This is a genomic window from Pseudomonas sp. BN515, assembly GCF_029873155.1.
GTDB lineage: Bacteria > Pseudomonadota > Gammaproteobacteria > Pseudomonadales > Pseudomonadaceae > Metapseudomonas.
Genome location: NZ_SSOH01000050.1, coordinates 1 through 25494 on the forward strand (window position 1 = coordinate 1; position 25494 = coordinate 25494).

The following is a 25494-nucleotide window of genomic DNA, read 5'->3' on the forward strand; positions in this document are numbered from 1 at the left end:
TGGTTGGACACCTCGCGGGCGAAGCCCATCTCGTGGGTCACCACCACCATGGTGCGGCCTTCCACGGCCAGGTCCTGCATGACCTTGAGCACCTCTCCCACCAGTTCCGGGTCCAGCGCCGAGGTGGGTTCGTCGAACAGCATCACCTCCGGCTCCATGGCCAGGGCACGGGCGATGGCCACGCGCTGCTGCTCGCCACCAGACATGTGCGCCGGGTAGGCATCCTTGCGATGGGCCACGCCCACCTTGGCCAGGTAGTGCTCGGCCTTTTCGATGGCTTCCTTCTTCGGCACACCGAGCACATGCACCGGCGCTTCGATCACGTTCTCCAGGGCGCTCATGTGCGACCACAGGTTGAAGTGCTGGAACACCATCGCCAGCCGCGAACGCATGCGCTGCAGCTGCTTCGGATCGGACGCCTTGAGGCCACCGTCGCGGTTGGCCACGAGCTTCAGCTCTTCGCCATTGAGGAGGATCTTGCCGCCGTGGGGCTGCTCCAGCATGTTGATGCAGCGCAGGAAGGTACTTTTGCCCGAGCCGCTCGAGCCGATGATGCTGATGACGTCACCGGCCTTGGCCGCCAGGGACACGCCCTTGAGCACTTCGTGGCTGCCGTAGCGCTTGTGCAGGTCTTGGACTTCCAGTTTGTACATGGTGGGGGCTCTCTGTGCGATTCGTGGAAAGTCAGGCCTTGCGCGGGGCCAGGTAGGCCAGGTAGCGGCGCTCGGCGGCCTTGAACAGGCGCACCAGGATGAAGGTCAGGCAGAGGTAGAACAGGCCGGCGGTGATGAAGGCCTCGAACGGCAGGTAGTACTGCGAGTTCACGGTACGCGCGGCGCCGGTGATGTCGATCAGGGTGACGATGGACGCCAGACTGGTGGTGTGCAGCATCATGATGACTTCGTTGCTGTACTGCGGCAGCGCGCGACGCAGGGCCGACGGCAGCAGGATGCGGCGATAGAGCTTGGCGCGGGACATGCCCATGGCCTTGGCCGCCTCGATTTCGCCGTGGGGCGTGGCCTTGATGCTGCCGGCGAGGATTTCTGCGGTGTAGGCGCTGGTGTTGATGGCAAAGGCCAGGCACGCGCAGAAGGTCGCGTTGGACAGATAGGGCCAGAAAGCGCTCTCGCGCACCCACTCGAACTGGGCCAGGCCGTAGTAGATGAGGAACAGCTGCACCAGCATCGGAGTGCCGCGGATCACGTAGGTGTAAAGCCAGGCGGGCAAGTTCACCCATGGCTGCTTCGACACTCGCATCAGCGCCAGCGGCACGGCCGAGGCCAGACCAAGGGCGAGGGAAATCGCCAGGAGCTTGAGGGTAACCAGCACGCCACCGAAGTAGAGCGGCAGGCTCTCCCAGATCACGTTGTAGTCGAAGATCATAGTTCAGCCGCCTTGATGCCTACGGAGTAGCGCCGCTCCATGAAGCGCAGGGCCAGCAGGGAAATGCTGGTCAGCACCAGGTAGAGCGCGGCAACCGCGAGATAGAAGGTGAAGGGTTCACGGGTCGCGTCCGCTGCACTCTTGGCCTTGAACATCATGTCCTGCAGACCGACCACCGAGATCAGCGCAGTGGCCTTGGTCATCACCAGCCAGTTGTTGGTGAAACCGGGAATCGCCAGGCGGATCATCTGCGGCACCAGGATGCGGAAGAACACCTTGGTCCCGCTCATGCCATAGGCCAGGCCCGCCTCGCCCTGCCCTTTCGGGATCGCCATGAAGGCGCCACGGAAGGTTTCGGAAAGGTATGCACCGAAGATGAAGCCGAGGGTGAAGACACCGGACCAGAACGGGTCGAGGTCGATGTAGTCCTCATAGCCGACCATGGGCGCCACGACGTTCACCAATTGCTGGCCGCCGTAGAAGATCAGCAGGATCAGCACCAGGTCAGGGATGCCGCGGATCACGGTGGCATAGGTCTCGCCCATCAGGGCGAGCCACTTGATCGGCGAAAGCCGGAAGGCCGCACCCACCAGGCCGAGCACCACCGCCAGGGATATGGAAGACAGGGCCAGCAGCAGGGTGAGCCAGGCACCATCGAGAATGGTCGAGCCGTAGCCGTTGAGCATGATCAGATCCTCATGCAGCGCGCCGGGTTGCACCGGGCGGCACCGCCACAACGAAAAAGTGGCACAAACCGCAATCTGAAGTTTGTGCCACTTTCAGGGAAAAGCGATTACTCGCCGTAGACGTCGAAGGTGAAGTACTTGTCCTGTACTTCCTTGTACTTGCCATTGGCACGAATGGCGGCAATGGCGGCAGTGATTTTGTCGGCCAGGGCCTTATCGCCCTTGCGCACGGCGATACCGGCGCCTTCACCGAAGTACTTCTGCTCGGTGTAGTCCGGACCAACCAGGGCGAAGCCCTTGCCGGCATCGGTCTTGAGGAAGCCGTCGTCGATGTTCACGGCGTCGGCCAGGGTGGCGTCCAGGCGGCCGGCGGTCATGTCCAGGAAGATCTCGTTCTGCGAGCTGTAGCGCACCACTTCGACACCGGCAGGTGCGAAGACGTCGGTTGCGTAGCGGTCGTAGACAGAAGCGCGCTGCACGCCGACTTTCTTGCCCTTCAGGTCCGCCAGCGGGTCGTTGATCACGGTGCCGGCCTTCATCGCCAGTTTGACCGGGGTCTGGTAGTACTTGCCGGTGAAGTCCACGGACTTCTTGCGTTCTTCGGTAATGGTCATGGACGAAAGTACGGCGTCGAACTTGCGTACTTTCAGGGCCGGGATCAGGCCGTCGAACTCCTGCTCGATCCACTGGCACTTGACCTTCATCTCTTCGCACAGGGCGTTGCCGATGTCGTAGTCGAAGCCAGTGATCTTGCCGTCCGGGGTCTTGAAGGCGAAGGGCGGGTAAGCGGCTTCGATACCAATGCGCAGAGGCTTGGCGTCGTCAGCGATAGCAGCCAGCGGCGACAACAGGGACAGCGCCATGGCGCCGAGAAGTGCAATCTTCTTCATGTTATGACTCCTTCAAAGGGATATGGCTTCTGTTGGCAGCGTGAGAGTTCGCCCAGACGGTCCACGAAATTGTAGAAAGAGTCGTCGTCTTTGCTGGCTGAAGGCCGTGTGCAAAAGGCTCCGACTGGGTGTGCGGCATTCTAGCCACACCCCTTAAGTCGATATTTCTTCAATGCGACAACAAATTACAGAAGCGCAGGAGAGAGGGAGAAACAGCATTGACAGGCACTGAGAAAAGTGCCGGGAAGATCAAGCACAGAACCTATTAATAAGGCAATTATCGGACCACAAATTCCTTAAGCCTTTTATTTCGCGGCCTGGCGAATTTCCTCTTGTTCTTCGGCGCACAAAAAACACCTTGAATGAGCGCGACTCGTTCCCGATGGAACCAGTTCCGTGCGCGCTGTAACCACGACTGTTACTTGCCCTCTCCTCCCTCACCCGAAATCCGATACGAATTCGGTATTTGCCATCGAAAGCAGATAAACCGGCTCACGAATTTCAGACAGCCATAAATGCGAAACCCCGCCGCGGCTTGTGGCCGGGGCGGGGTTTTGCTGCAGGCTCCGATCAGGCGGCCTGCATGGTGCGATGAGTATCGATGAGGTGTTGCACCACTCCGGGATCAGCCAGGGTGGAGATGTCGCCGAGGGCGTCGTATTCGGCGACGGCGATCTTGCGCAGGATACGGCGCATGATCTTGCCCGAGCGGGTCTTCGGAAGGCCCGGAGCCCACTGGATCACATCCGGGGTAGCGATCGGACCGATCTCCTTGCGCACCCAAGCCCTGAGTTCCTGACGCAGTTGCTCGGAGGCTTCCTCGCCAGCATTCAGGGTGACGTAGACGTAGATGCCCTGCCCCTTGATGTCGTGCGGCACGCCTACTACCGCGGCCTCGGCCACCTTCGAGTGGGCAACCATGGCGCTCTCGATTTCGGCAGTGCCCATGCGGTGGCCGGAGACGTTCAGCACGTCATCCACGCGACCGGTGATCCAGAAGTAGCCGTCTTCATCGCGACGGGCGCCGTCGCCGGTGAAGTACATGCCTTTGAAGGTCTTGAAGTAGGTGTCGACGAAGCGGTCGTGATCGCCGAACAGGGTACGGGCCTGACCCGGCCAGGAGTCGATGATCACCAGGTTGCCTTCAGCCGGGCCGTCGATGAGGTTGCCCAGGTTGTCCACCAGCGCCGGCTGCACGCCGAAGAAGGGACGTGCGGCGGATCCCGGTTTCAGCGCATGGGCGCCCGGCAGCGGAGTCATCAGGCAGGCGCCGGTTTCGGTCTGCCACCAGGTGTCGACGATCGGGCAGCGACCCTGGCCGACGTTCTCATAGTACCAGTGCCAGGCTTCCGGATTGATCGGCTCACCCACCGAGCCCAGCAGGCGCAGGCTGGAACCATCGGCACCTTCGACCGCGGCCTTGCCCTCGGCCATCATGGCGCGAATGGCGGTCGGCGCGGTGTAGAGGATGTTCACCTTGTGCTTGTCGACGATCTTCGCCACGCGGGTGACATCCGGGTAGTTCGGCACGCCTTCGAACATCAGGGTAGTGGCGCCATTGGCCAGAGGGCCGTAGACCAGATAGGTGTGGCCGGTCACCCAGCCGATGTCGGCGGTGCACCAGAAGACTTCGCCCGGGCGGTAGTCGAACACGCGCTCATGGGTCAGCGAGGCGTAGACCAGATAGCCGCCAGTGGTGTGCAGCACACCCTTGGGCTTACCGGTGGAGCCGGAGGTGTAGAGGATGAACAGCGGGTCCTCGGCGCCCATTTCCTTCGGAATGCAGTGGCTGGAAGCGACCTTCATCAGGTCCTCGTACCAGACGTCGCGATGCTGGTTCCACTTGATGTCGGCACCGGTGCGCTTGACCACAACGATCTTCTGCACGCTGCAGGTTTCAGGGTTGGTCAGGGCGTCATCGACGTTGGCCTTGAGCGGTACCTTCTTGCCACCGCGCACACCTTCGTCGGAGGTGATCACCACCTTGGACTTGCAGTCGATGATGCGACCGGCCAGGGCCTCAGGGGAGAAACCGCCGAACACCACGGAGTGGATCGCGCCAATGCGGGTACAGGCCAGCATGGCGACCACGGCTTCCGGGATCATCGGCATGTAGATGGTCACCACGTCACCACGGTGCACGTCCTGGCCGCGCAGGGCGTTGGCGAATTTGCAGACGCGCTCGTGGAGGTCGCGGTAGGTGATGACTTCGTGCTCGGCCGGGTCATCGCCTTCCCAGATGATCGCAGGCTGGTCGCCGCGCTCGGCGAGATGGCGATCCAGGCAGTTGGCGGAGACGTTGAGGCTGCCGTCGGCGAACCACTTGATGTCGACGTGGTGATCGTCGAAGGAGGTCTGCTTCACCTTGGTGAAGGGCTTGATCCAGTCCAGGCGCTTGGCCTGCTCGCGCCAGAATCCGTCTGGGTTGATCACGGACTGCTGGTACATGGCTTTGTAGGTCGCTTCGTCGGTGAGGGACTGGGCGGCCACTTCAGGGCGGACCGGATACAGAGAAGCAGCACTCATTGGGTCTTACCTCGGTGGGTAGTTGTTTTTGTATGACGTCTTTTGTATCCCCCACCCTTCTACACGGCCATTCGACCATGGTCTTACCAAACCCGGACTATGGTCGAAGCACCGAAAATCGCGTAGCGCCGGACAGGCACGCACTCACTTATCCACAGGGCAAAAAAAACCGGCCCATATCCAGGGACATGGGCCGGTGAAGCACTATCGGGTCGTTGGTGAGAGCCCGGGATCAACCCGGAGCACGGCACGTGGACGACCGGCCACGTGCCGCACAGTGTCAGACGTGGGCGTCCTGGTATTCCTTCTCGGCTTCGTCGAAGCGCTTGATCATCGCAGCGGACGGCGCATTGCCGATGCGGCTGAAGATCAGGATGCCGAGGGTGCAGAGGATGAAGCCCGGAACGATTTCGTACAGACCGGTCCAGCCGAAGAAGTTCTTCCACAGGACAACGGTCACAGCACCCAGGATCATGCCGGCCAGGGCACCGTTTCGAGTCATGCCCTTCCAGATCAGGGACAGGATCACCACCGGACCGAAGGCAGCGCCGAAACCAGCCCAGGCGTAGGACACCAGGCCCAGTACCTTGCTTTCCGGGTCAGCGGCGATGGCGATAGCGATCACGGCCACCAGCAGCACCATGGCGCGACCGACCCAGACCAGTTCGGCCTGGCTGGCGTTCTTGCGGAAGAAGGCCTTGTAGAAGTCTTCGGTGAGGGCACTGGAGCACACCAGCAGCTGGCAGCTCAGGGTGGACATCACGGCCGCCAGGATGGCGGACAGCAGCACGCCAGCGATCCACGGGTTGAAGAGGATCTTGGCCAGCTCGATGAACACGCGCTCGTGGTTCTCGCCAACGGCGCCAGCCTGCTCCGGATGAGCGGAGAAGTAGGCGATACCGAAGAAGCCCACGGCTACAGCGCCGGCCAGGCAGAAGATCATCCAGGCCATGGAGATGCGGCGGGCATTCGGGATGGACTTGACCGAGTCGGCAGCCATGAAGCGCGCCAGGATGTGCGGCTGGCCGAAGTAGCCCAGGCCCCAGGCGAGCAGGGAGATCACACCAACGAAGGTGGCACCCTTGAACATGTCGAAGTGGGCGGCGTCCTTCATTTCGATGGCGACGAAGGTAGCGTCCATGCCGCCGGTGGCAATCATCACGATGATCGGAGTGAGGATCAGGGCGAAGATCATCAGGCTGGCCTGGACAGTGTCGGTCCAGCTAACGGCCAGGAAGCCACCGACGAAGGTGTAGCAGATGGTGGCAGCAGCACCGGCCCACAGGGCGGTTTCGTAGGAAATGCCGAAGGTGCTCTCGAACAGGCGGGCACCGGCCACAACACCGGAGGCGCAGTAGATGGTGAAGAACACCAGGATCACCACGGCGGAGAAGATGCGCAGGATGCGGCTGTTGTCTTCGAAGCGGTTGGTGAAGTAGTCCGGCAGGGTCAGGGCGTTGCCGTTGTGCTCGGTCTGCACGCGCAGACGGCCGGCAACCAGCAGCCAGTTGAGGTAGGCACCGGCGATCAGGCCAATGGCGATCCAGCTTTCGGAGAGACCAGAGAGGTAGACGGCACCCGGCAGGCCCATCAGCAGCCAGCCGCTCATGTCGGAGGCGCCGGCGGACAGTGCGGTAACGAAGCTACCGAGGCTGCGGCCACCCAGGATGTAGTCGGAAAGGTTATTGGTGGAGCGATAGGCGGCGAAGCCGATCAGCACCATGGCCGCGATATAGATCACGAAGGTGATCAGCATCGGGTTGCTCATACTCATGGGGGTCTCCCCTGCTCGTTTGTTTTTATTCGGGGGCGGCGGGTAATCCGCTCCCTTGGTTGCTATTTGGCGGGCGCTCGTGGCGACCACCGGTTTTCTTCCCGACCACCTCGGCCATGGGGCCAATGCAATCCCGATCGGGCAATCGACGCAGGGCATCCGGCCCCACCAATGCGACGACGGACCAGCCCCGGTGGACCTGGCCCATCGCACGAATCCAAGACGCTCCCGGCACACCGGCGAACCGCGCTATTGCTCGGTCTAGTACATCCATCCGGGCTCGCAAGAACGATTCCCATTTGGACCCCGGAAGGCGAGTGCGGAATTTAGAGATATGGCACTCCGCCTTTCTTGTCAGATTCTCTGATTTATTTGCAGAAAGCTCTGATTAAGGGAACTTTCCGCCAAAAGGTGCAACCCGGCGCCGAGCGCCTGAAATAGCACATTCGGCAAAGTCAGACAGGTGAATCGATAAAGGTCGGTTGCGCCTGACAGGTACAACCATCCCGAGCATGGAAGAACCGGTTGCACCCAATCAGCAACTCCAATAAATGGATGACCGGCGGTCCTGGCGACCCGCCGAAGTGGCTGGCGAGGGGATTTATTCGTTGCCGCGCAGTCGCTTGGGGGTAAGCCCCAGGTAGCGGCGCATGGCAGTGGTCAGCGCGCTCTGGCTGGAGAAACCACATTCTTCGGCAATGCGCACCAGCGGCTGATCGCTTTCCCGCAGCAGGCGTGCGGCGTGATCGAGGCGGGTCTTGAGCAGGTACTGGTGGGGCGTCAGGCCCAGGCTGTCCTTGAACTGGGCATGGAAGTGGCTCGGGCTCAGGCACGCTACCTGGGCCAGTTCCGCCACGCTGATCCGGCGCGACAGGTTGTCCTGGATGTAGCCGTCCAGACGTTCGACATCGAGGCTGCCCACCGGCCGTCGATTCACCTCGCCAAACAGGCGCAGATACAGGGCGCGCAGCAGGATGCCGCCGAGGGAGCGGGCCAGCATCGGGTCGCTGCCGTAGCGGGCGAGTTCAGCACCGGCGTAGCTCAGGAGGTTCTGGAAGTCGGCGTCCAGTTCGGGATAGCGCGGCGCCTCGAACAGGCGGCCGAGCAGTTCCTGGTCTTCGGCGGAGGTGCCCTGCTGATCCAGGTCGAGGATCAGCATGCGGTTCTCGCCCACGCCGGCAAATTCGTGCCCGGCATCCCCCGGCACCAGGCACGCACGCATCCGGCAAACCTCGCCGCCACGGCCATCCACCTCGAACTCGGCGCGGCCGGCAAGGGACATCACCAGTTGGTGATGGTCATGGGCGTGATGGTGGGCCTGATCGTCCAGGCACAGGAGACGAGCTTCGAACATGGGGCGGCCTGATCAAAATTTGCGCATTCTAGCCGTCGCAACCCGGGTTGCACAGCGCCATCCGGCAGAGGCGCACCTCGGCGGGCGGTTGAAAAGCCTTCCGCCCCGCCCCATCTAGCCTGGGTAAGCCAACTGCCAGGTGCCCCCATGAGCGATCAGGACATCAACGCCGACATCGTCGAAGAAGCCACTTCAAGCCAGCGGACAGGCCTGGTGTTACCCGGCCAGACCCTGCCCGACAAGGTCTACATCATTCCCATCCACAACCGCCCATTCTTCCCGGCCCAGGTGCTGCCGGTGATCGTCAACGAAGAACCCTGGGCGGAGACCCTGGAGCTGGTGGCCAAGACCGACCATCGCTGCCTGGCACTGTTCTTCATGGAAAACCCGCCGGAAGACCCACGCCACTTCGACCCCAGCACCCTGCCCGAACACGGCACGCTGGTGCGCGTGCACCACGCCAGCCGCGATGGCGGCAAGCTGCAGTTCGTGGCCCAGGGCCTGTCACGCGTGCGCATTCGCGGCTGGCTCAAGCGCCATCGTCCGCCCTACCTGGTGGAGGTGGATTATCCACAGAGCCCCCAGGACCCGCGCGACGAGGTCAAGGCCTATGGCATGGCGCTGATCAACGCGATCAAGGAGTTGCTGCCGCTCAACCCGCTGTACAGCGAGGAACTGAAGAACTACCTCAACCGCTTCAGCCCCAACGATCCCTCGCCGCTGACCGACTTCGCCGCCGCCCTGACCACTGCGCCCGCCCGGGAACTGCAGGAGGTGCTGGACACGGTGCCGATCCTCAAGCGCATGGAGAAGGTGCTGCCGCTGCTGCGCAAGGAAGTGGAAATGGCGCGGTTGCAGAGCGAGCTTTCCGCCGAGGTGAACCGCAAGATCGGCCAGCACCAGCGCGAATTCTTCCTCAAGGAACAGCTCAAGCTGATCCAGCAGGAACTGGGCATCACCAAAGACGACCGCAGCGCCGACAGCGAGCAGTTCGCCCAGCGCCTGGAAGGCAAGGTGCTGCCCGACCAGGCGAAGAAGCGCATCGACGAAGAGATGAACAAGCTGTCGATCCTGGAAACCGGGTCGCCGGAGTACGCGGTCACCCGCAACTACCTGGACTGGGCCACCTCGGTCCCCTGGGGCGTCTACGGCGCCGACAAGCTCGACCTCAAGCACGCCCGCAAGGTGCTGGACAAGCACCACGCCGGGCTGGACGACGTGAAGAACCGCATTCTCGAGTTCCTCGCCGTCGGTGCCTTCAAGGGGGAAATCTCCGGTTCCATCGTGCTGTTGGTGGGCCCGCCCGGCGTGGGCAAGACCAGCATCGGCAAATCCATCGCCGAATCCCTTGGGCGCCCCTTCTATCGCTTCAGCGTCGGTGGCATGCGCGACGAAGCCGAAATCAAGGGTCACCGCCGCACCTACATCGGCGCCCTGCCCGGCAAGCTGGTGCAGGCACTGAAGGAGGTCGAGGTGATGAACCCGGTCATCATGCTCGACGAAATCGACAAGCTCGGCGCCAGCTACCAGGGCGACCCGGCCTCCGCGCTACTGGAGACCCTCGACCCGGAGCAGAACGTCGAATTCCTCGACCATTACCTGGACCTGCGCCTGGACCTGTCCAAGGTGCTGTTCATCTGCACCGCCAACACCCTGGACTCCATTCCCGGCCCGCTGCTCGACCGCATGGAGACCATTCGTCTGTCCGGCTACATCACCGAAGAGAAGCACGCCATCGCCAAGCGCCACCTCTGGCCGCGTCTGCTGGAGCGAACCGGGGTGCCGAAGGAACGCCTGTCGATCACCGACGGTGCGATGACCTCGGTGATCGAAGGCTATGCGCGCGAAGCCGGGGTGCGCCAGCTCGAGAAGCAGTTGGGCAAGATCATCCGCAAATCCGTCGTGCGCCTGCTGGAAGAGCCGGAGGCGAAGATCAAGGTCGGCCAGAAGGACCTGGAGCACTACCTGGGGCTGGCGCCATTCCGCAAGGAACAGCTGCTGGCGGGCGTCGGCGTGATCACCGGGCTGGCCTGGACCAGCCTCGGCGGGGCCACCCTGCCCATCGAGGCGACGCGCATCCACACGCTGAATCGCGGCTTCAAGCTCACCGGCCAGTTGGGCGACGTGATGAAAGAGTCCGCCGAGATCGCCTACAGCTATATCAGCTCGCACCTCAAGCGCTATGGCGGCGACGCGGGCTTCTTCGACCAGGCGTTCGTCCACCTCCACGTACCGGAAGGCGCGACCCCCAAGGATGGCCCCAGCGCCGGCATCACCATGGCCAGCGCGTTGCTCTCCCTGGCGCGTAACCAGGTGCCGAAGAAGGGTGTGGCCATGACCGGCGAACTGACCCTGACTGGCAAGGTCCTGCCCATTGGCGGGGTCCGCGAGAAAGTCATCGCCGCGCGCCGACAGAAGATCCACGAGCTGATCCTGCCGGAAGCCAATCGGGGAGCCTTCGAAGAGCTGCCGGACTACCTCAAGGAAGGCCTGACGGTGCACTTCGCCCGCCGCTTCAGCGATGTGGCGAAGGTGCTGTTCGACTGACAGGCCCTACGCAAGGGCGGGGTCAGCCGTTATGCTGACCCCGCCCTTGACCGATGGAGCCTCCGATGTCCCTCGTTCCCTCCCCTCGCCTGCTGTTGCCCCTGGGCCTCGCCCTGCTCGCCGCCTGCGCCCAGCAGAAAACCGGCCCGATTGTGGTCCAGGACCAGCAGGACGATTGCCCGCTGTCCCTCAGCCAGGGCCAACCCCTGGTGCTGACCCTGCCGAGCAATCCCACCACCGGCTTCCGCTGGGTGATGCGCGATGCCGCCACCAACGTGCTGCAGAGCCTCGGCCCGGAGGTCTACTCGACGCCGGAGGATGCCGGTCTCGTGGGCAGCGCCGGGCAATCCACCTGGCGCTTCAAGGCCAGCCAGCCCGGCGAAGGTCGCTTGCGCCTGGACTACCAGCGCCCCTGGGAGACCGACGTGGCGCCGGCGGAAAGCTTCGACTGCCAGATCAGCGTCAAGTAGCGCCAAATGACTGCGCCGTTGGCGTCTGCCGCCTGGCGGGCGCAGCGGCACCTTTCCATAGTGATGCCCTGACGGACTCGCAGGAGCATTCATGGGAACCCTGATCTTCGGACTGGCCGGCGCACTGGCCTTTCTCAGCGGACTCGCGCTGGACCTCGACTGGTTGTGCTTCATCAGCAAGCCGACCCCTGTCATCGCGCTGTTGATCTGGCTGCGTCGTGCGCCCGCTGGTGCCTATCGCCGCTGGATCGCCATCGGCCTCGTGCTCTCCCTGCTCGGCGACATGCTGCTGGAATGGCCGGCCGACCTGTTCGTGTTCGGCCTCGGCGCCTTTCTCCTTGCCCACCTGGCCTACCTGCGCGCCTACCTGCTGGACACCCGCCGGCTGGCCCCGCTCGCGCTGCTGGTGGCCGCCGGCTGCGGCGCTGCCATCTTCGCCCTGCTCGCCTCGGGCGGGCTTGGCGCCCTGCTGGTGCCAGTCGCCTGCTACGCGCTGGCCATCAGCGCCATGCTTTGGCGCGCCCTGGCCCGCCTGGGACACGATCTCGACCGCCAATCGGCACTGCTGGCAGCGAGCGGTGCGGCACTCTTCGTGCTGTCGGACAGCCTGATCGGCATCAACCGTTTCGTCTCCCCCTTCAGCGGCGCGAGCTACCTGATCATCCTCAGCTACTGGTTGGGCCAATGGGGAATCGCAGCCTCTGTAGTGGCCATGTCGACCTCCGCACTCTCCCTGAAAAAACCGTCAGCGCCGTCCCGGGAAATCGGCTATAGCAAATAGGCGGACACTTAAACGGGGAGCGTGTAATGGGTAACCTGGTTCGACTGTGGAGCTTGCTGTGCTGTGCAGTTGCTATCGCGGGTTGCGGTAGTTTGCTGCCCAGCGAACGAGCTGAAGTCCTGTCGCCATTTCGCAGTTACTCCGATGCGGAAGCCCGCTATTCACAAGCGGTCCCAGGCCGGACGACACGCCCTGAGCTGTTCTCCCTGGGATTCGATCCGCTGATCGAAGGGAACGGCAAGATGCTCTCGTTCATCGACGTGCGCCTGATGTTCGTCCAGCCCAACGTGCCCATCGACTACCTGCCCGAAGGCTTGATGAAGTGCCTGGAAGCCAAGGATCGCTGCATCGGCTACGCCTTCGAGTTCACCAAGACCGATACCCAGCGGGTGGGCAGCTTCTGGGCGGACGTCTTCAACTTCCGCAAGAACCGCGAGCTCCAGGGCTGGGTATTCCGCGCGGTGTTCGTGCTGGTGGATGACGTGCTGGTGCACAAGGTGAGCAACGGCGAGCCGAACATCCGCCGTCACGAGGTCAAGCGCAACCCGCTGGGGCCGTTGCAGGGTGCGGGAGAGTTCTTTTCCGATCAGCTGAAGTGAGGGAGGTTTGGCCGCGTCGCGCAGTCCGTTAGAATGCCGGCCTTTTCCCTTGCTGGTACCGGCCCGTGACCGAAAGTCCCGATCGCATCTACGCCAATCCCCAGGCCCAAGTCGCCGACTTCGCCTTCAATGAAGACGTGGTCCGGGTCTTTCCGGACATGATCAAGCGCTCGGTTCCGGGTTATCCCACTATCGTCGAGAACATCGGCGTGCTGGCGGCGCAGTTCGCCCAGCCCAACACCCCGCTGTATGACCTGGGCAGCTCCCTCGGCGCCGTGACCCAGGCCCTGCGTCGCCATGTGAAGACCGATGGTTGCAAGGTCATCGCTGTGGATAACTCCAGCGCCATGGTGGATCGCTGCCGCGAATACCTGCATGCCCAGGACGCCATGTTCCAGGAGCTGCTGCCGGTGGAGGTGGTCGAGGCCGACATCCTCGCCCTGGACTTCCAGCCCTGTTCCCTGGTGGCGATGAACTTCACCCTGCAGTTCGTACCCCGCGAGCACCGCACCCCGCTCCTTGGCCGCATTCGCCAGGCGCTGCTGCCGGGCGGCGCGCTGATCCTCTCGGAGAAGCTGCGCTTCGAAGATGCCGACGAGCACCAGTTGCTCACCGACCTGCACGTCGCCTTCAAGCGTGCCAACGGCTACAGCGAACTGGAAATCGCCCAGAAACGCAGCGCGCTGGAAAACGTCATGCACCCGGACAGCCTGGAAGAACACCGCGAACGCCTGCTGGCAGCGGGATTCTCCAAGGTCGTGCCCTGGTTCCAGTGTCTCAACTTCGCTTCGCTGATCGCCCTGCCATGATTCGAACGCTGGACCTCGACGCCCTGCAACAACGACTGGCGGGCACAAACCTGCAGGACTGGGCAGCCGACCTGCCCGCGCAACTCGACACCAAGCTGGCAGTCGGCCACGGCGACCTCGAGCGCTGGGGTGCGGCGGTCAATGCCCTGCCGCCCCTGCAACCGCAGCAGGTGGAACTGGCGCAGCGCTTCCTGCTCGACGGCCCTTGTGACGACGCCACGCGAGCCGCACTGAAAACCGCACTACAGGGGCTGATTCCCTGGCGCAAAGGCCCCTTCGAAGTGTTCGGTGTGCACGTCGATACCGAATGGCGTTCGGACTGGAAGTGGTCGCGGGTCGCGCCGCATCTGGACCTGCGCGGCCGCCGTGTACTGGATGTCGGCTGCGGAAACGGTTACTACCAGTGGCGCATGCTGGGCGCAGGCGCTGACTGCGTGGTGGGCGTCGATCCCAACTGGCTGTTCTTCTGCCAGTTCCTGGCCATGAAGCGCTTCCTGCCCGACCTCCCCGCCTGGCACCTGCCGCTGGCGCTGGAAGAACTGCCACCGAAGCTGGAAGGCTTCGATACCGTGTTCTCCATGGGCGTGCTCTACCATCGCCGCTCGCCCATCGACCATCTGCTCGACCTCAAGGACTGCCTGCGTCGCGGTGGCGAGCTGGTGCTGGAAACCCTCGTGGTGGAAGGCGACGCCCAGCAGGTGCTGGTACCCGAGGATCGCTACGCGCAGATGCGCAACGTCTGGTTCCTGCCTTCGGTGCCGGCCCTGGAATTGTGGCTGCGCCGCGCGGGCTACGTGGACGTCCGTTGCGTAGACGTCAGCTACACCAGCGTGGAAGAGCAACGCAGCACCGACTGGATGCGCTACCAGTCCCTGCCCGAATTCCTCGACCCCGCAGACCACAGCCGCACCATCGAAGGCCTCCCGGCACCGGCCCGCGCCGTGCTGATTGCGCGCAAGCCCTGACGATCGCTGCTTATGGTGAGCACGCCCCGCTTTTCGTAGGTTGGGTAGATCCTGCGAAACCCAACGCAGCGAACTCACCCCACACATCGTTGGGCCTCGTTCCTCGGCGTCAACCTACAGGGCCGCTGCGCAGCCCTTGGCGAATGAAATCGCCCCCCACAGAAAGCAAATCCTGTGGGGGGCGATTTCAATTGCTAAGCCAGGCCGGAGTCCGGCCCTGATCCTGATCAGCCCTTGGCGGCAGCCGAAACGATCAGTTGCTTCATCTCCACCACCGCCTGCTTGAAGCCAACGAACAGCGCGTGGGCCACCAGGGCGTGGCCGATGTTCAGTTCGTTGATGCCGGGGATCGCAGCCACCGGCTCGACGTTGTGGTAATGCAGGCCATGGCCGGCGTTGACGATCAGGCCGAGCTTGAGGCCCAGGGCGACGCCTTCCTGGATGCGCTGCAGCTCGCGGGCGGCTTCTTCCGGGGTATGAGCGTCGGCATAGCGGCCGGTATGCAGTTCGATGGCCGGGGCTCCCACGCGATGCGAGGCCTCGATCTGTCGCGGGTCAGCGTCGATGAACAGCGAAACCTCGCTACCCACCTTGGCCAGGCGCTCCACTGCGGCCTTGATGCGTGCTTCCTGGCCGGCGACGTCGAGGCCACCTTCGGTGGTCAGTTCCTGACGGGTTTCGGGTACCAGGCAGACATGCTCGGGGCGGATTTCCTCGGCGAAGGTCATCATTTCCTCGGTCACGCCCATCTCGAAGTTCATGCGGGTCTGCAGCACTTCCTTGAGCACGCGTACGTCACGCTCCTGGATGTGCCGGCGGTCCTCGCGCAGGTGCACGGTGATGCCATCGGCGCCTGCCTCTTCGGCGTCCAGGGCCGCCTTGACCGGGTCCGGGTAACGGGTGCCGCGGGCCTGGCGGAGGGTGGCGACGTGGTCGATGTTCACGCCGAGAAGTACGCGGTTGGCTTCAGTCACGGGGAGGTTCCTTGATCGTCATGAATAGCTCGCGGCTGACCAGTGGCCGGCCGCCCAGGTGAGGTGCCAGGGCCTGGCGCATCAGGCGCTTGGCCGCGCCGAGCGCGCCCGGGGCGCTCCAGTCGGCTTCGGCCAGGGCGAGGAGTTCGCGGCCCTGGAACAGGCCGGGCTGCAACTGCGCCACCGGCTCCAGTCCGGCATCGGGCTGCAGCCGGTAGATGCCGTCAGGGGCGATGGGTTGCCCGACCAGGTCCGTATCCAGGGCGAAACCATAGCCCAGCTCATCCAGCAGGCGCCATTCGAATGCGCGCAGCAGCGGTTCCAGCGGACGGTTGGCGGCAAGCGCCTGGAGGGTTACGGCGTAATGCTCGAAAAGCGCGGGCTGCGGGTCTTCGGCCGGCAGCAGGCGAATCAGCAGTTCATTGAGGTAGAGGCCGCTGAACAGTGCCTCGCCGGCAAGCAGGTTGGGAATGCCGGCGCTCTCCAGTCGGCCAACGTTCTTCAGCTCGCCGCGGCCGCGGAATTCGGCTTCCAGCGGCAGGAATGGCCGCGCCAGGGTGCCGGCCTTGCCACGGGCGCCGCGTAGCACTGCACGCAGGCGCCCTTCGGGCGTGAAGAAGTCGACCAGCGCGCTGCTTTCCCGATAGGCCCTGCTGTGCAGGACGAACGTCGGCAGCGCCGCGCTGATCATCGAGAGGCTCAGAGGTCGTTGTAGCCCAGGGAACGCAGGGCACGCTCGTCGTCGGACCAGCCGCCCTTCACTTTCACCCAGAGGTTGAGCATGACCTTGGAGTCGAACATGGTTTCCATGTCCTTGCGGGCGTCCTGGCCGATGCGTTTGATGCGCTCGCCGCCGTCGCCAATGATGATCTTCTTCTGGCCGTCGCGCTCAACCAGGATCAGGGCGTGGATGTGCAGGACATGGCCTTCCTGCTTGAACTCTTCGATTTCCACCGTGATCTGGTAGGGCAGCTCGGCGCCCAGCTGGCGCATGATCTTCTCGCGCACCAGTTCGGCGGCGAGGAAACGGCTGCTACGGTCGGTGATCTGGTCTTCCGGGAAGAAATGATCCCCTTCCGGCAGGCGCTCGGCCACCAGGCGCTCCAGGGTGTCGAGATTGTGGCCCTGGAGGGCGGAAATCGGGACCAGCTCGGCATTCGGGAGTTGCTCCTGAAGCCAGGACAGGTGCGGGATCAGGTCGCCCTTCTCGTCCATGCGATCGGTCTTGTTCACGGCGAGCAGCACCGGGCCCTGCACGTACTGCACACGCTCCAGAACCAGTTGGTCCTCTTCGGTCCAGCGGTCACGGTCGACCACGAAGACGACCACGTCCACGTCCTTCAACGCCGCCGAGGCGCTGCGGTTCATGTAACGGTTGAGTGCCTTGTCGCTCTTCTTGTGCAGGCCGGGGGTGTCCACGTAGATCGCCTGGACATTGCCCTCGGTCTTGATGCCGAGCATGTTGTGGCGGGTGGTCTGCGGCTTGCGCGAGGTGATCGCCAGCTTTTGCCCGAGGATGTGGTTGAGCAGCGTGGACTTGCCCACATTGGGGCGGCCGACGATGGCAACGTAGCCGCAGCGGGGGGTATCGATATCAGTCATTGCCATTCTCCACACCAAGGGCGACCAGGGCGGCGGCGGCGGCCACCTGTTCAGCGATCCGGCGGCTGGCGCCCTGACCCTGGGTCTTGTCATTCAGCAGGGTGACCTGGCACTCGACGAAGAACGTCCGGCAGTGCGGTTCACCCTGGATATCCACCACTTCATAGCGTGGCAGTTCACAGGCCCGGGATTGCAGGAATTCCTGCAGGCGGGTCTTGGGGTCCTTGTTGGTATCCACCAGGGTCAGGCCTTCGAGCTCGTTGGCCAGCCAGGCGAGGACACGCTCGCGCGCGGCCTCCATGCCGGAATCCAGGTAGATCGCGCCGATCAGCGCTTCCAGTGCGTCGGCGAGGATCGACTCGCGGCGGAAACCGCCACTCTTCAGCTCGCCCGATCCCAGGCGCAAGTATTCGCCCAGTTCGAAGCCACGGGCCAGCAAGGCCAGGGTTTCGCCCTTCACCAGCCGTGCACGCAGCCGCGACAACTGCCCCTCGCGTGCCTGCGGGAAGCGTGCGAACAGGGCTTCGCCGGCGACGAAGTTCAGAATGGCATCGCCGAGGAACTCGAGGCGCTCGTTGTTGCGCCCCGCATAGCTGCGGTGGGTCAGGGCCAGAGTCATCAGACTCTGGTCCTTGAAGGTATAGCCGAGCTTACGCTCGAGACGGCTGAGGGATACGCTCACTGGACTCGCACACGGAATTCTTTGTCGAAGCGCACCACCAGATCGAGGTTCTCGACCAGGGGCTCGCGTTTTTCATACTTGAGGTGGGCCTGGAACTCGTTGTTTTCCAGGGTCACCTTCAGCGCCTTATCCAGGTCCAGGTTACGGATGCCGTTGACCTGCATGCCCTTGGATACATGGCTGTAGAAGTCGGGAATGGTCCTGATTTCCAGGGCCTTTTCGGTTTCCACCGAACTGATGATCTTCTCCATGGAGAAGAAATCGAGGTAATGCGGGATCACCTTGAAGGCGGTGCTGGCCAGGAAAGCCACTACGGCCAGGACCAGCAGCCAGCCCAGAACCGACATACCCTTCTGCTTACGCGCGAACGTCATGATCGACCTCAATGTCTGTGTTTTTATGGAGGCCGGTTGGCCCGCAAGCAAGACTATATAGCGACTGCGGCGCTGTCATGAACAACGCCGCAAAACCGCGATGGCGAGGGGGCAGTTAGTGAATCAGGCCCACTCGGGAGAAGTTCGGCACGTTGCGCAGCTTGGGATCGGGCCAGCTCATCCACACGGCGAACGCCTTGCCGACGATGTTGCGATCCGGAACCATGCCCAGCAGATCCTTCGGGATACGGGGATCGTTCCAGTAGCGGCTGTCGTTGGAGTTGTCGCGGTTGTCGCCCATCATGAAGTAATGCCCCTGGGGCACCACCCACTCGCGGCCCGGCTCCATGCGGTAGCGCTTCATTTCCTTGCGGATCAGGTGCTCGGCTTCGCCCAGCTTTTCCTGGTAGAGCATGGCGCTGCCCAGGGTACCCGGCTCTTCACCCAGCATCTTTTCAGCCACTGGCTGACCATTGATGGTCAGGTGCTTGTCGCTGCTGTAGGCGATGCGATCACCCGGCAGGCCGATCACCCGCTTGATGTAGTTGATGTTCGGGTCGCTGGGGTAGCGGAACACCATGACATCGCCACGCTGCGGGTCACCCACCTCGATCACCTTGTTGTCCAGCACCGGCAGGCGGATGCCATAGGCGAACTTGTTGACCAGGATGAAATCGCCTACTTCCAGGGTCGGCTTCATGGAGCCGGACGGGATCTGGAAGGGCTCGACCAGGAAGGACCGCAGCACCAGCACGATGGCCAGCACGGGGAAGAAGGACTTCCCGTACTCCACCAGCAGCGGTTCCTTGTTCAGCCTGTCGAGCACGTCCGGGTCGGGCTCGCTGACTTGCCCCTCGTAGGTGGCAATCGCGGAGCGCCGGCGCGGCGCCAGCAGAACCAGGTCGATAAGCGCGAGTACGCCGCAGACTGCCACGGCGATAACCAACAACAGCGGGAAATTGATCGACATAGACCCTAGCTATCCACTTTGAGCACAGCGAGGAAGGCTTCCTGCGGGATTTCCACGCTGCCGACCTGCTTCATCCGTTTCTTACCGGCCTTCTGCTTCTCCAGCAGTTTCTTCTTACGGCTGACGTCACCGCCGTAGCACTTGGCCAGAACGTTCTTCCTGAGCGCTTTTACAGTAGTACGTGCAACGATCTGTCCACCGATCGCCGCCTGGATCGCCACGTCGAACATCTGACGCGGGATCAGTTCTTTCATCTTCTCGGTCAACGCGCGGCCTTTGTAGTGGGCCTGGTCGCGGTGCACGATAAGTGCCAGGGCATCGACCTTCTCGCCGTTGATCAGTACGTCCAGCTTCACCAGATTAGCCGGTTCGAAGCGATCGAAGCTGTAGTCCAGCGACGCATAGCCGCGGCTTACCGACTTCAGACGGTCGAAGAAGTCCAGCACCACCTCGTTCATCGGCAGGTCGTAGCAAACCTGAACCTGCGAGCTGAGGAATTGCATGTCGCGCTGGACGCCACGCTTCTCGATGCACAGGGTGATGACGTTGCCGAGGTGTTCCTGGGGAACCAGGATGTTGGCGCGCACGATGGGCTCGCGCATTTCGTCGATGGACGAGAGGTCGGGCAGTTTGGACGGGTTGTCGACGTAGATGGTCTCGCCGTTCTTCTGCACGATTTCGAAGACTACGGTCGGCGCTGTGGTGATCAGGTCCAGGTCGTATTCGCGCTCCAGGCGCTCCTGGATGATCTCCATGTGCAGCATGCCGAGGAAGCCGATACGGAAACCGAAGCCCAGAGCCTCGGAGCTTTCCGGCTCGTATTGCAGCGCCGCGTCGTTCAGGGTCAGCTTCTGCAGGGCTTCGCGGAAGTCCTCGAAATCGTCGGAGCTGACCGGGAACAGGCCGGCGTAAACCTGCGGTTTGATTCGCTGAAAGCCCGGCAGAACGTCCACGTCGGGGGTATTGGACAGGGTCAGGGTATCGCCCACCGGGGCGCCGTGAATGTCCTTGATACCAGCAATGATGAAACCCACTTCGCCGGCCTTGAGGTCGGGCATATCAGTGTGTTTCGGGGTGAATACGCCGACGCTGTCCACCTGGTGGACCTTGCCGGTGGACTTCACCAGGATCTTGTCGCCCTTCTTCACCCGGCCGTGCTTGACCCGCACCAGCGAGACCACGCCCAGGTAGTTGTCGAACCAGGAGTCGATGATCAGGGCCTGCAGCGGTGCGTCGATTTCGCCTTCCGGAGCCGGGATGACTTCCACCAGGCGCTCCAGCACGTCGATCACGCCCATGCCGCTCTTGGCGCTGCAGGGAACGGCGTCGGTGGCATCGATGCCGATGATGTGCTCGATCTCTTCCTTCACCCGCTCCGGTTCGGCCTGGGGCAGGTCCATCTTGTTCAGCACCGGCATGACCTCGAGGCCCTGCTCGATGGCGGTGTAGCAGTTGGCCACGGACTGGGCTTCCACGCCCTGACCGGCGTCCACCACCAGCAGCGCGCCTTCACAGGCCGCCAGGGAACGGCTGACCTCGTAGGTGAAGTCCACGTGGCCGGGGGTGTCGATGAAGTTCAGCTGGTAGGTCTTACCGCTCTGCGACTTGTAGTGCAGGGTAACGCTGTGGGCCTTGATGGTGATGCCGCGCTCGCGTTCCAGGTCCATGGAGTCCAGCACCTGGGCCTCCATCTCGCGGTCGGACAGGCCGCCGCACATCTGAATGAAGCGGTCTGCCAGGGTCGACTTGCCATGGTCGATGTGGGCGATGATGGAGAAATTGCGGATATGACTCAGGTCACTCACGGATGGACACTCGAAAAAGCCGCGAGCAGGCTGCTCGCCGAAAAATAGCGGGGGAGTTTACCTGATCGGCGACCAACCCGTCACGCCCATGCGGCGGAAGGCAGAAACGAAAAAGGGCGGCCATTGGCCGCCCTTTTGCACTACAACCGCGCTACTCGGCCAGTTTGAAGGTAATGAAGCTGGCGCGTCCCTGACGCAGCACGCGCATGGATACCGAACGGTTCTTCGGCAGGTCCTTGGCGATTTGCGTGAAGGCCTTGGCGGACGGAATCGCCTGGTTGTTCAGGTGGGTGATCACATCACCCGGACGCAGGCCCATCATGGCAGCCGGACCGTCCTGGACGTCCTTGATCACCACGCCACCCTGGATGTCCAGGGCCCTCTTCTGCTCGTCAGTCAGCTCGACCACGCTCACGCCCAGGCGATTGCTGCTGCGCTCGACGCCGTCGCCAGTCGCGGCGGCCATTTCGTCGCCGTCTTCCGGCAGCGCGCCGATAGCCATGTCGAGGGTCTTGCGGCTGCCGCCACGCACGACTTCCAGCTTGATCTTGCTACCCGGCTTGAGGTTGCCCACCAGGTGCGGCAGGTCAGCGGATACCACGATCGGCTGGCCGTTCATGCTGAGGATGACGTCACCCACCTGCAGACCACCCTTGGCGGCAGGGCCACCTTCCTGGACCTGGGCCACCAGCGCACCGGCCGGCTTGTCCAGGCCGAAGGATTCGGCGAGGTCCTTGTTCACTTCCTGGATGACCACGCCCAGCCAGCCGCGGCTGACCTTGCCTTCGGCCTTGAGCTGGTCGGCCACGCTCATGGCGACGTCGATCGGGATGGCGAAGGACAGGCCCATGAAGCCGCCGGAGCGGGTGAATATCTGCGAGTTGATACCCACCACTTCGCCGTCCAGGTTGAACAGCGGGCCACCGGAGTTACCCGGGTTGATGGCCACGTCGGTCTGGATGAACGGTACGTAGTTCTCGTTAGGCAGGCTGCGGCCCTTGGCGCTGACGATACCGGCGGTCACCGAGTGGTCGAAACCGAAGGGCGAACCGATGGCCAGCACCCAGCTGCCCACCTTGAGGTCGTCGGACTTGCCGATCTTCACGATCGGCAGGTCCTTGCCCTCGACCTTCAGCAGCGCCACGTCGGTACGCGGGTCTGCACCGATCAGCTTGGCTTCCAGCTCGCTACGATCGGACAGGCGCACGATGATCTCGTCGGCGTCGGCCACCACGTGGTTGTTGGTCAGGACGTAACCGTCCTGGGAAATGATGAAGCCGGAACCGAGGGACTGCGCCTCGCGCTGGCGGCCGCCCTGCGGGTTGCGCGGCGCTTGCGGCATGTTGCGCTCGAAGAATTCGCGCAGCATGGGTGGCAGGCCTTCCAGGTCAGGCATCGCCTGGGCACCGGCAGCACCGCGCTGGGGCAGCTTCTGCCGGGTACTGATGTTGACCACCGCCGGAGACGCCTCTTCGACCAGGGGCGTGAAGTCCGGCAGCTCGGCACGAGCCACGAGGGTTTGACCGAGCAGCAGCAGGGCTGCCACGGCGGTCATGCAGGATTTGAGGTTAAGCATCGACATACAGCTCCCGTCGCATAACGAGTGGTATGAACTCGCTGGACCGCCCGGCCCTGCGAGCAAAACACAACACAAAAGCAAAAAGAGCCCGGGGCGTCAGCCCAAGGCTCGGTGGAACATCGTGAAAAAGACAGGCCGGGAGCAGAGGCTCCCGCGCCATGAACCGAATACGGGTCCTGTAGCAAGGATCATTGTGTCGCGGTGGCCTCCGCTGCCGCTGCCCGCATGGACAGTGCAACCCGTTCGGCCGTTCCCAGCGGGATTTCGCCGACCACGGTCACCATCACGTCGCCATCGGCCGTGCTGACCCGCTTGGACACCATCACAGTCGGCCCCAGCTGGCTGCGCGCGTCTTCGACTACGGCGCCATGCAGTGGCTCGAGGAACACCGAGAAGCGCGCCAGTCCGTCGCTGTAAAGCAGGCTGGATACCGGATCGGACGATACCGGGCTACGGCGTTCCTGGGCGCTGGTCAGGCTGAAGCCCGGCGGCAGCCAGTCGGAGCGCCAGTGGGAGGCTTTCTCGGACTGCGCCTCAGCGGTACGCACCGCCTTGCACGCCGAACCAGGCTGAAGGTCGGCATCCGCCGGAGCGGTTGCCGTATCGATACGGGTGAACTGGAAGCGTTCCAGCAGTTGCCCCTTGTCGCTCAGCAACAGGGACTTGAGCGGCAGGCCGGTGTCCCGATCCAGATGCAGCTCGAAGCCATAGCGGTGCTGGTCACGCGGGGTCAGAGTCAGGACCACTGCGGCGTGCCCGGCGACCCGGGACTCGCCAGCGAGGCGCAGGTCATACCATTCGGACAGCTGCTTGGCGTCGAGCGCCCGGGCTGGCCAGACCTGGCCGTCGGCCATCTGATCGGAGAGGGAGCCACTCACGCACTGGGTGCGCCCGTTGACGCGCACCACTTCCTGAGCCGGCCCATCGAGCTGTAGCAGACGCTCGCGCACCTCCCCACCCTGCTGGACCTGATGCCAGACTTCATGGGTGGAGAAACTCCCATTTCGTTCGTAGACGAAAGTTCCCTGGAAACTCTGGCGCTGCTCCGCATCAGCGAGGCGCTGCAGCCAGTCCTGAGCGTCGGCGGCATGGGCTGATTGAGTCAGCCAGCCGCCAAGCAAGATGAATACCGGAAGTGCGCGCATGTTCCTCCTCAGCGGCTCTCCAGACTGGCAGCGCGGGCGTATGGCAGAGCGCTGTCGCTACCGCTCATCGCAGCCTGCTGCGCATGTTGCCGCAGGTACGCCGGCAGACGCTTCTCGTGCCAACCGGACGACGACTGGGTCGCACCGATGGGCTGTTGCGCCTGTTGACCATCCTCACTATAGCCAGCCAGCACGGCACCTTGCTGTGCTTGCGGCATGACCATGGCGGGCTGGCTGGCCTGCTGCTGGGCGAGCTGCTGGGTACCCACGACTTCGTCCTGGTTGTACATGCGTACGCCGGCCAGTACGGCGAGGGTCACCGAAGCGGCTACAGCCAGACGCCCCAGGTTGCGCCACGGAGCACGAACCACCTGGGCAGGCGGTGCGGCTTCCTCGGCCAGCGCGGCCGAGACTGCGGCAGCGATGTCCAGGCGCGGCTCCAGCAGCTCCTTGTGCATCACGGCCCGGGCGATCTGGTAACGCGACCAGGTAGCCCGGAGTTCTTGATCTTCGCTGGCGGCGAGAACTCGACGCAGCTCCAGTTCGTCCGCCTCGTTATCCATTACCGCGGACAGCGATTCTTGCAAAGCTTCACGACTCATGGCGGTTCCCCTCTTGGCTGTCGCCGCTGTCTCAGGTCCCGTGCAACAAAGGTTGCAGGGCTTTATCGATGGCTTCCCGCGCCCGGAAGATGCGGGATCGCACAGTACCGACCGGACACTGCATGACGCTGGCAATGTCTTCGTAACTTAGGCCGTCGAACTCGCGCAGGGTCAACGCCGTGCGCAAATCTTCCGGCAACTGCTGGATGCTCCGGTGCACTGTGGCCTCGATCTCATCGCGGAGCAGGGCTCGCTCCGGCGACTCGATATCCTTGAGGGCGTGGTCGCCGTCATAAAACTCGGCGTCCTCAGCACTTACATCACTATCTGGCGGGCGTCTTCCACGCGCCACCAGATGGTTCTTCGCCGTGTTGATGGCGATGCGGTACAGCCACGTATAAAACGCACTGTCGCCGCGAAAGTTTCCGAGCGCGCGGTAAGCCTTGATGAAGGCTTCCTGAGCTACGTCCTGGGCTTCCTGGGCGTCGTGCACGAAACGCACGATCAACCCGAGGATCTTGTGCTGGTATTTCAACACCAGCAGATCGAAAGCCCGCTTGTCGCCCCGCTGCACCCGTTCGACCAGCTGCTGATCCTGTTCCTGGGTTAGCATGAACACTCCTCGTCGATCGCGAAGGGGTGTTGCGCCAGCCAGTGGATCGGCTTGCCAAAATAGACTCGGGCGTTGCGCAAAAGTTCTCCCCTCCAAGCAAGCTTCCTGCAGATTGTTTTTTCACCTGCACGGAATGACGCAGCAGGGCTCGCGGCCATGCTGCGCCGAATATAAGTCGCTTGATCTACAGGCATCCGGGCTGCACATTTCATGTGCATTCGTTGCGTAAATGTAAGCAAGCACCGTCTCTTCAAAATGGTGACCCTGAATGGAACCTGAACGACTAAAAAAGTTCCCTGGCACCATGCACTGTCATAAGCGAGCTATTGTGCCGCCCACCCCGGCTATATACTAGCCGCCGCTT

Annotated in this window: 24 protein-coding genes; 6 read left to right on the plus strand and 18 right to left on the minus strand. The window is 63.1% G+C overall.

The genetic code is table 11. The annotated features are described in order from the left end of the window. The 7 genes from E8E91_RS13240 to E8E91_RS13270 all read right to left on the minus strand — a co-directional run. Positions 1-653 (minus strand): ATP-binding cassette domain-containing protein (locus E8E91_RS13240; protein ID WP_280376136.1); only part of this gene is annotated, 653 nt, incomplete at its 3' end. A 31-nt stretch (positions 654-684) separates the two neighbouring features. After that, positions 685-1383, minus strand: coding sequence for an ABC transporter permease (locus E8E91_RS13245; protein ID WP_280372409.1), 699 nt, complete (start codon positions 1381-1383; stop codon positions 685-687). Continuing rightward, complete coding sequence (locus E8E91_RS13250) at positions 1380-2069, minus strand: ABC transporter permease (protein WP_190834431.1); 690 nt, start codon at positions 2067-2069, stop codon at positions 1380-1382. The genes E8E91_RS13245 and E8E91_RS13250 overlap by 4 nt, the downstream gene beginning before the upstream one ends. Positions 2070-2176: 107 nt before the next feature. Beyond that, positions 2177-2959 carry an ABC transporter substrate-binding protein gene (locus E8E91_RS13255; protein ID WP_271471466.1) on the minus strand — a complete coding sequence of 261 codons (783 nt, stop codon included), beginning with the start codon at positions 2957-2959 and terminating at the stop codon, positions 2177-2179. A gap of 570 nt (positions 2960-3529) precedes the next feature. Next, positions 3530-5485: an acetate--CoA ligase gene (gene acs / locus E8E91_RS13260; protein WP_280372411.1), complete on the minus strand. Its 1956-nt coding sequence runs from the start codon at positions 5483-5485 to the stop codon at positions 3530-3532. A 280-nt stretch (positions 5486-5765) separates the two neighbouring features. Next, the gene (putP, locus tag E8E91_RS13265) at positions 5766-7259 is read right to left on the minus strand and encodes a sodium/proline symporter PutP (protein WP_280376137.1); all 1494 of its coding nucleotides are present in this window, start codon (positions 7257-7259) and stop codon (positions 5766-5768) included. Between the two features lie 601 nt (positions 7260-7860). After that, positions 7861-8613, minus strand: a complete 753-nt coding sequence (locus E8E91_RS13270; RefSeq protein WP_280376138.1) for an AraC family transcriptional regulator — start codon at positions 8611-8613, stop codon at positions 7861-7863. 147 nt (positions 8614-8760) lie between these two features. Here E8E91_RS13270 and lon point away from each other — a divergent pair, with 147 nt between their 5' ends. The 6 genes from lon (at position 8761) to cmoB (ending at position 14784) form a co-directional block, all read left to right on the plus strand. After that, positions 8761-11160, plus strand: coding sequence for an endopeptidase La (gene lon, locus E8E91_RS13275; protein WP_280376139.1), 2400 nt, complete (start codon positions 8761-8763; stop codon positions 11158-11160). Positions 11161-11225: 65 nt separating this feature from the next. Further along, positions 11226-11630 (plus strand): protease inhibitor I42 family protein, encoded by a 405-nt coding sequence (locus tag E8E91_RS13280; RefSeq protein ID WP_280376140.1) that lies wholly within the window; start codon positions 11226-11228, stop codon positions 11628-11630. A gap of 91 nt (positions 11631-11721) precedes the next feature. Next, positions 11722-12411, plus strand: a complete 690-nt coding sequence (locus E8E91_RS13285; RefSeq protein ID WP_280376141.1) for a lysoplasmalogenase — start codon at positions 11722-11724, stop codon at positions 12409-12411. 26 nt (positions 12412-12437) lie between these two features. Next, positions 12438-13010, plus strand: coding sequence for a hypothetical protein (locus E8E91_RS13290; protein WP_190834416.1), 573 nt, complete (start codon positions 12438-12440; stop codon positions 13008-13010). A 65-nt stretch (positions 13011-13075) separates the two neighbouring features. Further along, positions 13076-13819: a carboxy-S-adenosyl-L-methionine synthase CmoA gene (gene cmoA / locus E8E91_RS13295; RefSeq protein ID WP_280376142.1), complete on the plus strand. Its 744-nt coding sequence runs from the start codon at positions 13076-13078 to the stop codon at positions 13817-13819. Then, positions 13816-14784 carry a tRNA 5-methoxyuridine(34)/uridine 5-oxyacetic acid(34) synthase CmoB gene (gene cmoB, locus E8E91_RS13300; protein ID WP_280376143.1) on the plus strand — a complete coding sequence of 323 codons (969 nt, stop codon included), beginning with the start codon at positions 13816-13818 and terminating at the stop codon, positions 14782-14784. Before cmoA ends, cmoB begins: the two co-directional genes overlap by 4 nt. Before the next feature lie 227 nt (positions 14785-15011). Here cmoB and pdxJ read toward each other — a convergent pair whose 3' ends face one another. The 11 genes from pdxJ to rpoE all read right to left on the minus strand — a co-directional run bounded on the left by pdxJ (position 15012) and on the right by rpoE (position 25130). Next, positions 15012-15758 carry a pyridoxine 5'-phosphate synthase gene (pdxJ, locus tag E8E91_RS13305; protein WP_280376144.1) on the minus strand — a complete coding sequence of 249 codons (747 nt, stop codon included), beginning with the start codon at positions 15756-15758 and terminating at the stop codon, positions 15012-15014. Then, entirely contained in the window at positions 15751-16449 is a 699-nt protein-coding gene (gene recO, locus E8E91_RS13310) for a DNA repair protein RecO (RefSeq protein WP_280376145.1), read from the minus strand. The genes pdxJ and recO overlap by 8 nt, the downstream gene beginning before the upstream one ends. An 8-nt stretch (positions 16450-16457) precedes the next feature. Beyond that, positions 16458-17360 (minus strand): GTPase Era, encoded by a 903-nt coding sequence (gene era, locus E8E91_RS13315; protein ID WP_179060976.1) that lies wholly within the window; start codon positions 17358-17360, stop codon positions 16458-16460. Further along, a complete protein-coding gene (rnc, locus tag E8E91_RS13320) occupies positions 17353-18042 on the minus strand; it encodes a ribonuclease III (protein WP_190832929.1) in 690 nt (229 codons plus the stop codon). Before rnc ends, era begins: the two co-directional genes overlap by 8 nt. Continuing rightward, positions 18039-18416 carry a DUF4845 domain-containing protein gene (locus E8E91_RS13325; protein ID WP_280376146.1) on the minus strand — a complete coding sequence of 126 codons (378 nt, stop codon included), beginning with the start codon at positions 18414-18416 and terminating at the stop codon, positions 18039-18041. Before E8E91_RS13325 ends, rnc begins: the two co-directional genes overlap by 4 nt. A gap of 115 nt (positions 18417-18531) precedes the next feature. Further along, positions 18532-19386, minus strand: a complete 855-nt coding sequence (gene lepB, locus E8E91_RS13330; protein ID WP_280376147.1) for a signal peptidase I — start codon at positions 19384-19386, stop codon at positions 18532-18534. 5 nt (positions 19387-19391) lie between these two features. Then, positions 19392-21191 (minus strand): translation elongation factor 4, encoded by a 1800-nt coding sequence (lepA, locus tag E8E91_RS13335; protein ID WP_280372424.1) that lies wholly within the window; start codon positions 21189-21191, stop codon positions 19392-19394. Between the two features lie 151 nt (positions 21192-21342). Further along, positions 21343-22767 carry a DegQ family serine endoprotease gene (locus tag E8E91_RS13340; protein WP_280376148.1) on the minus strand — a complete coding sequence of 475 codons (1425 nt, stop codon included), beginning with the start codon at positions 22765-22767 and terminating at the stop codon, positions 21343-21345. A gap of 191 nt (positions 22768-22958) precedes the next feature. Next, a complete protein-coding gene (locus tag E8E91_RS13345; RefSeq protein ID WP_280376149.1) occupies positions 22959-23915 on the minus strand; it encodes a MucB/RseB C-terminal domain-containing protein in 957 nt (318 codons plus the stop codon). Positions 23916-23923: 8 nt separating this feature from the next. Further along, positions 23924-24517, minus strand: a complete 594-nt coding sequence (locus E8E91_RS13350) for an RseA family anti-sigma factor (RefSeq protein ID WP_190832940.1) — start codon at positions 24515-24517, stop codon at positions 23924-23926. A gap of 31 nt (positions 24518-24548) precedes the next feature. Further along, the gene (rpoE, locus tag E8E91_RS13355) at positions 24549-25130 is read right to left on the minus strand and encodes an RNA polymerase sigma factor RpoE (protein ID WP_044870604.1); all 582 of its coding nucleotides are present in this window, start codon (positions 25128-25130) and stop codon (positions 24549-24551) included. Positions 25131-25494 lie beyond the last annotated feature (364 nt).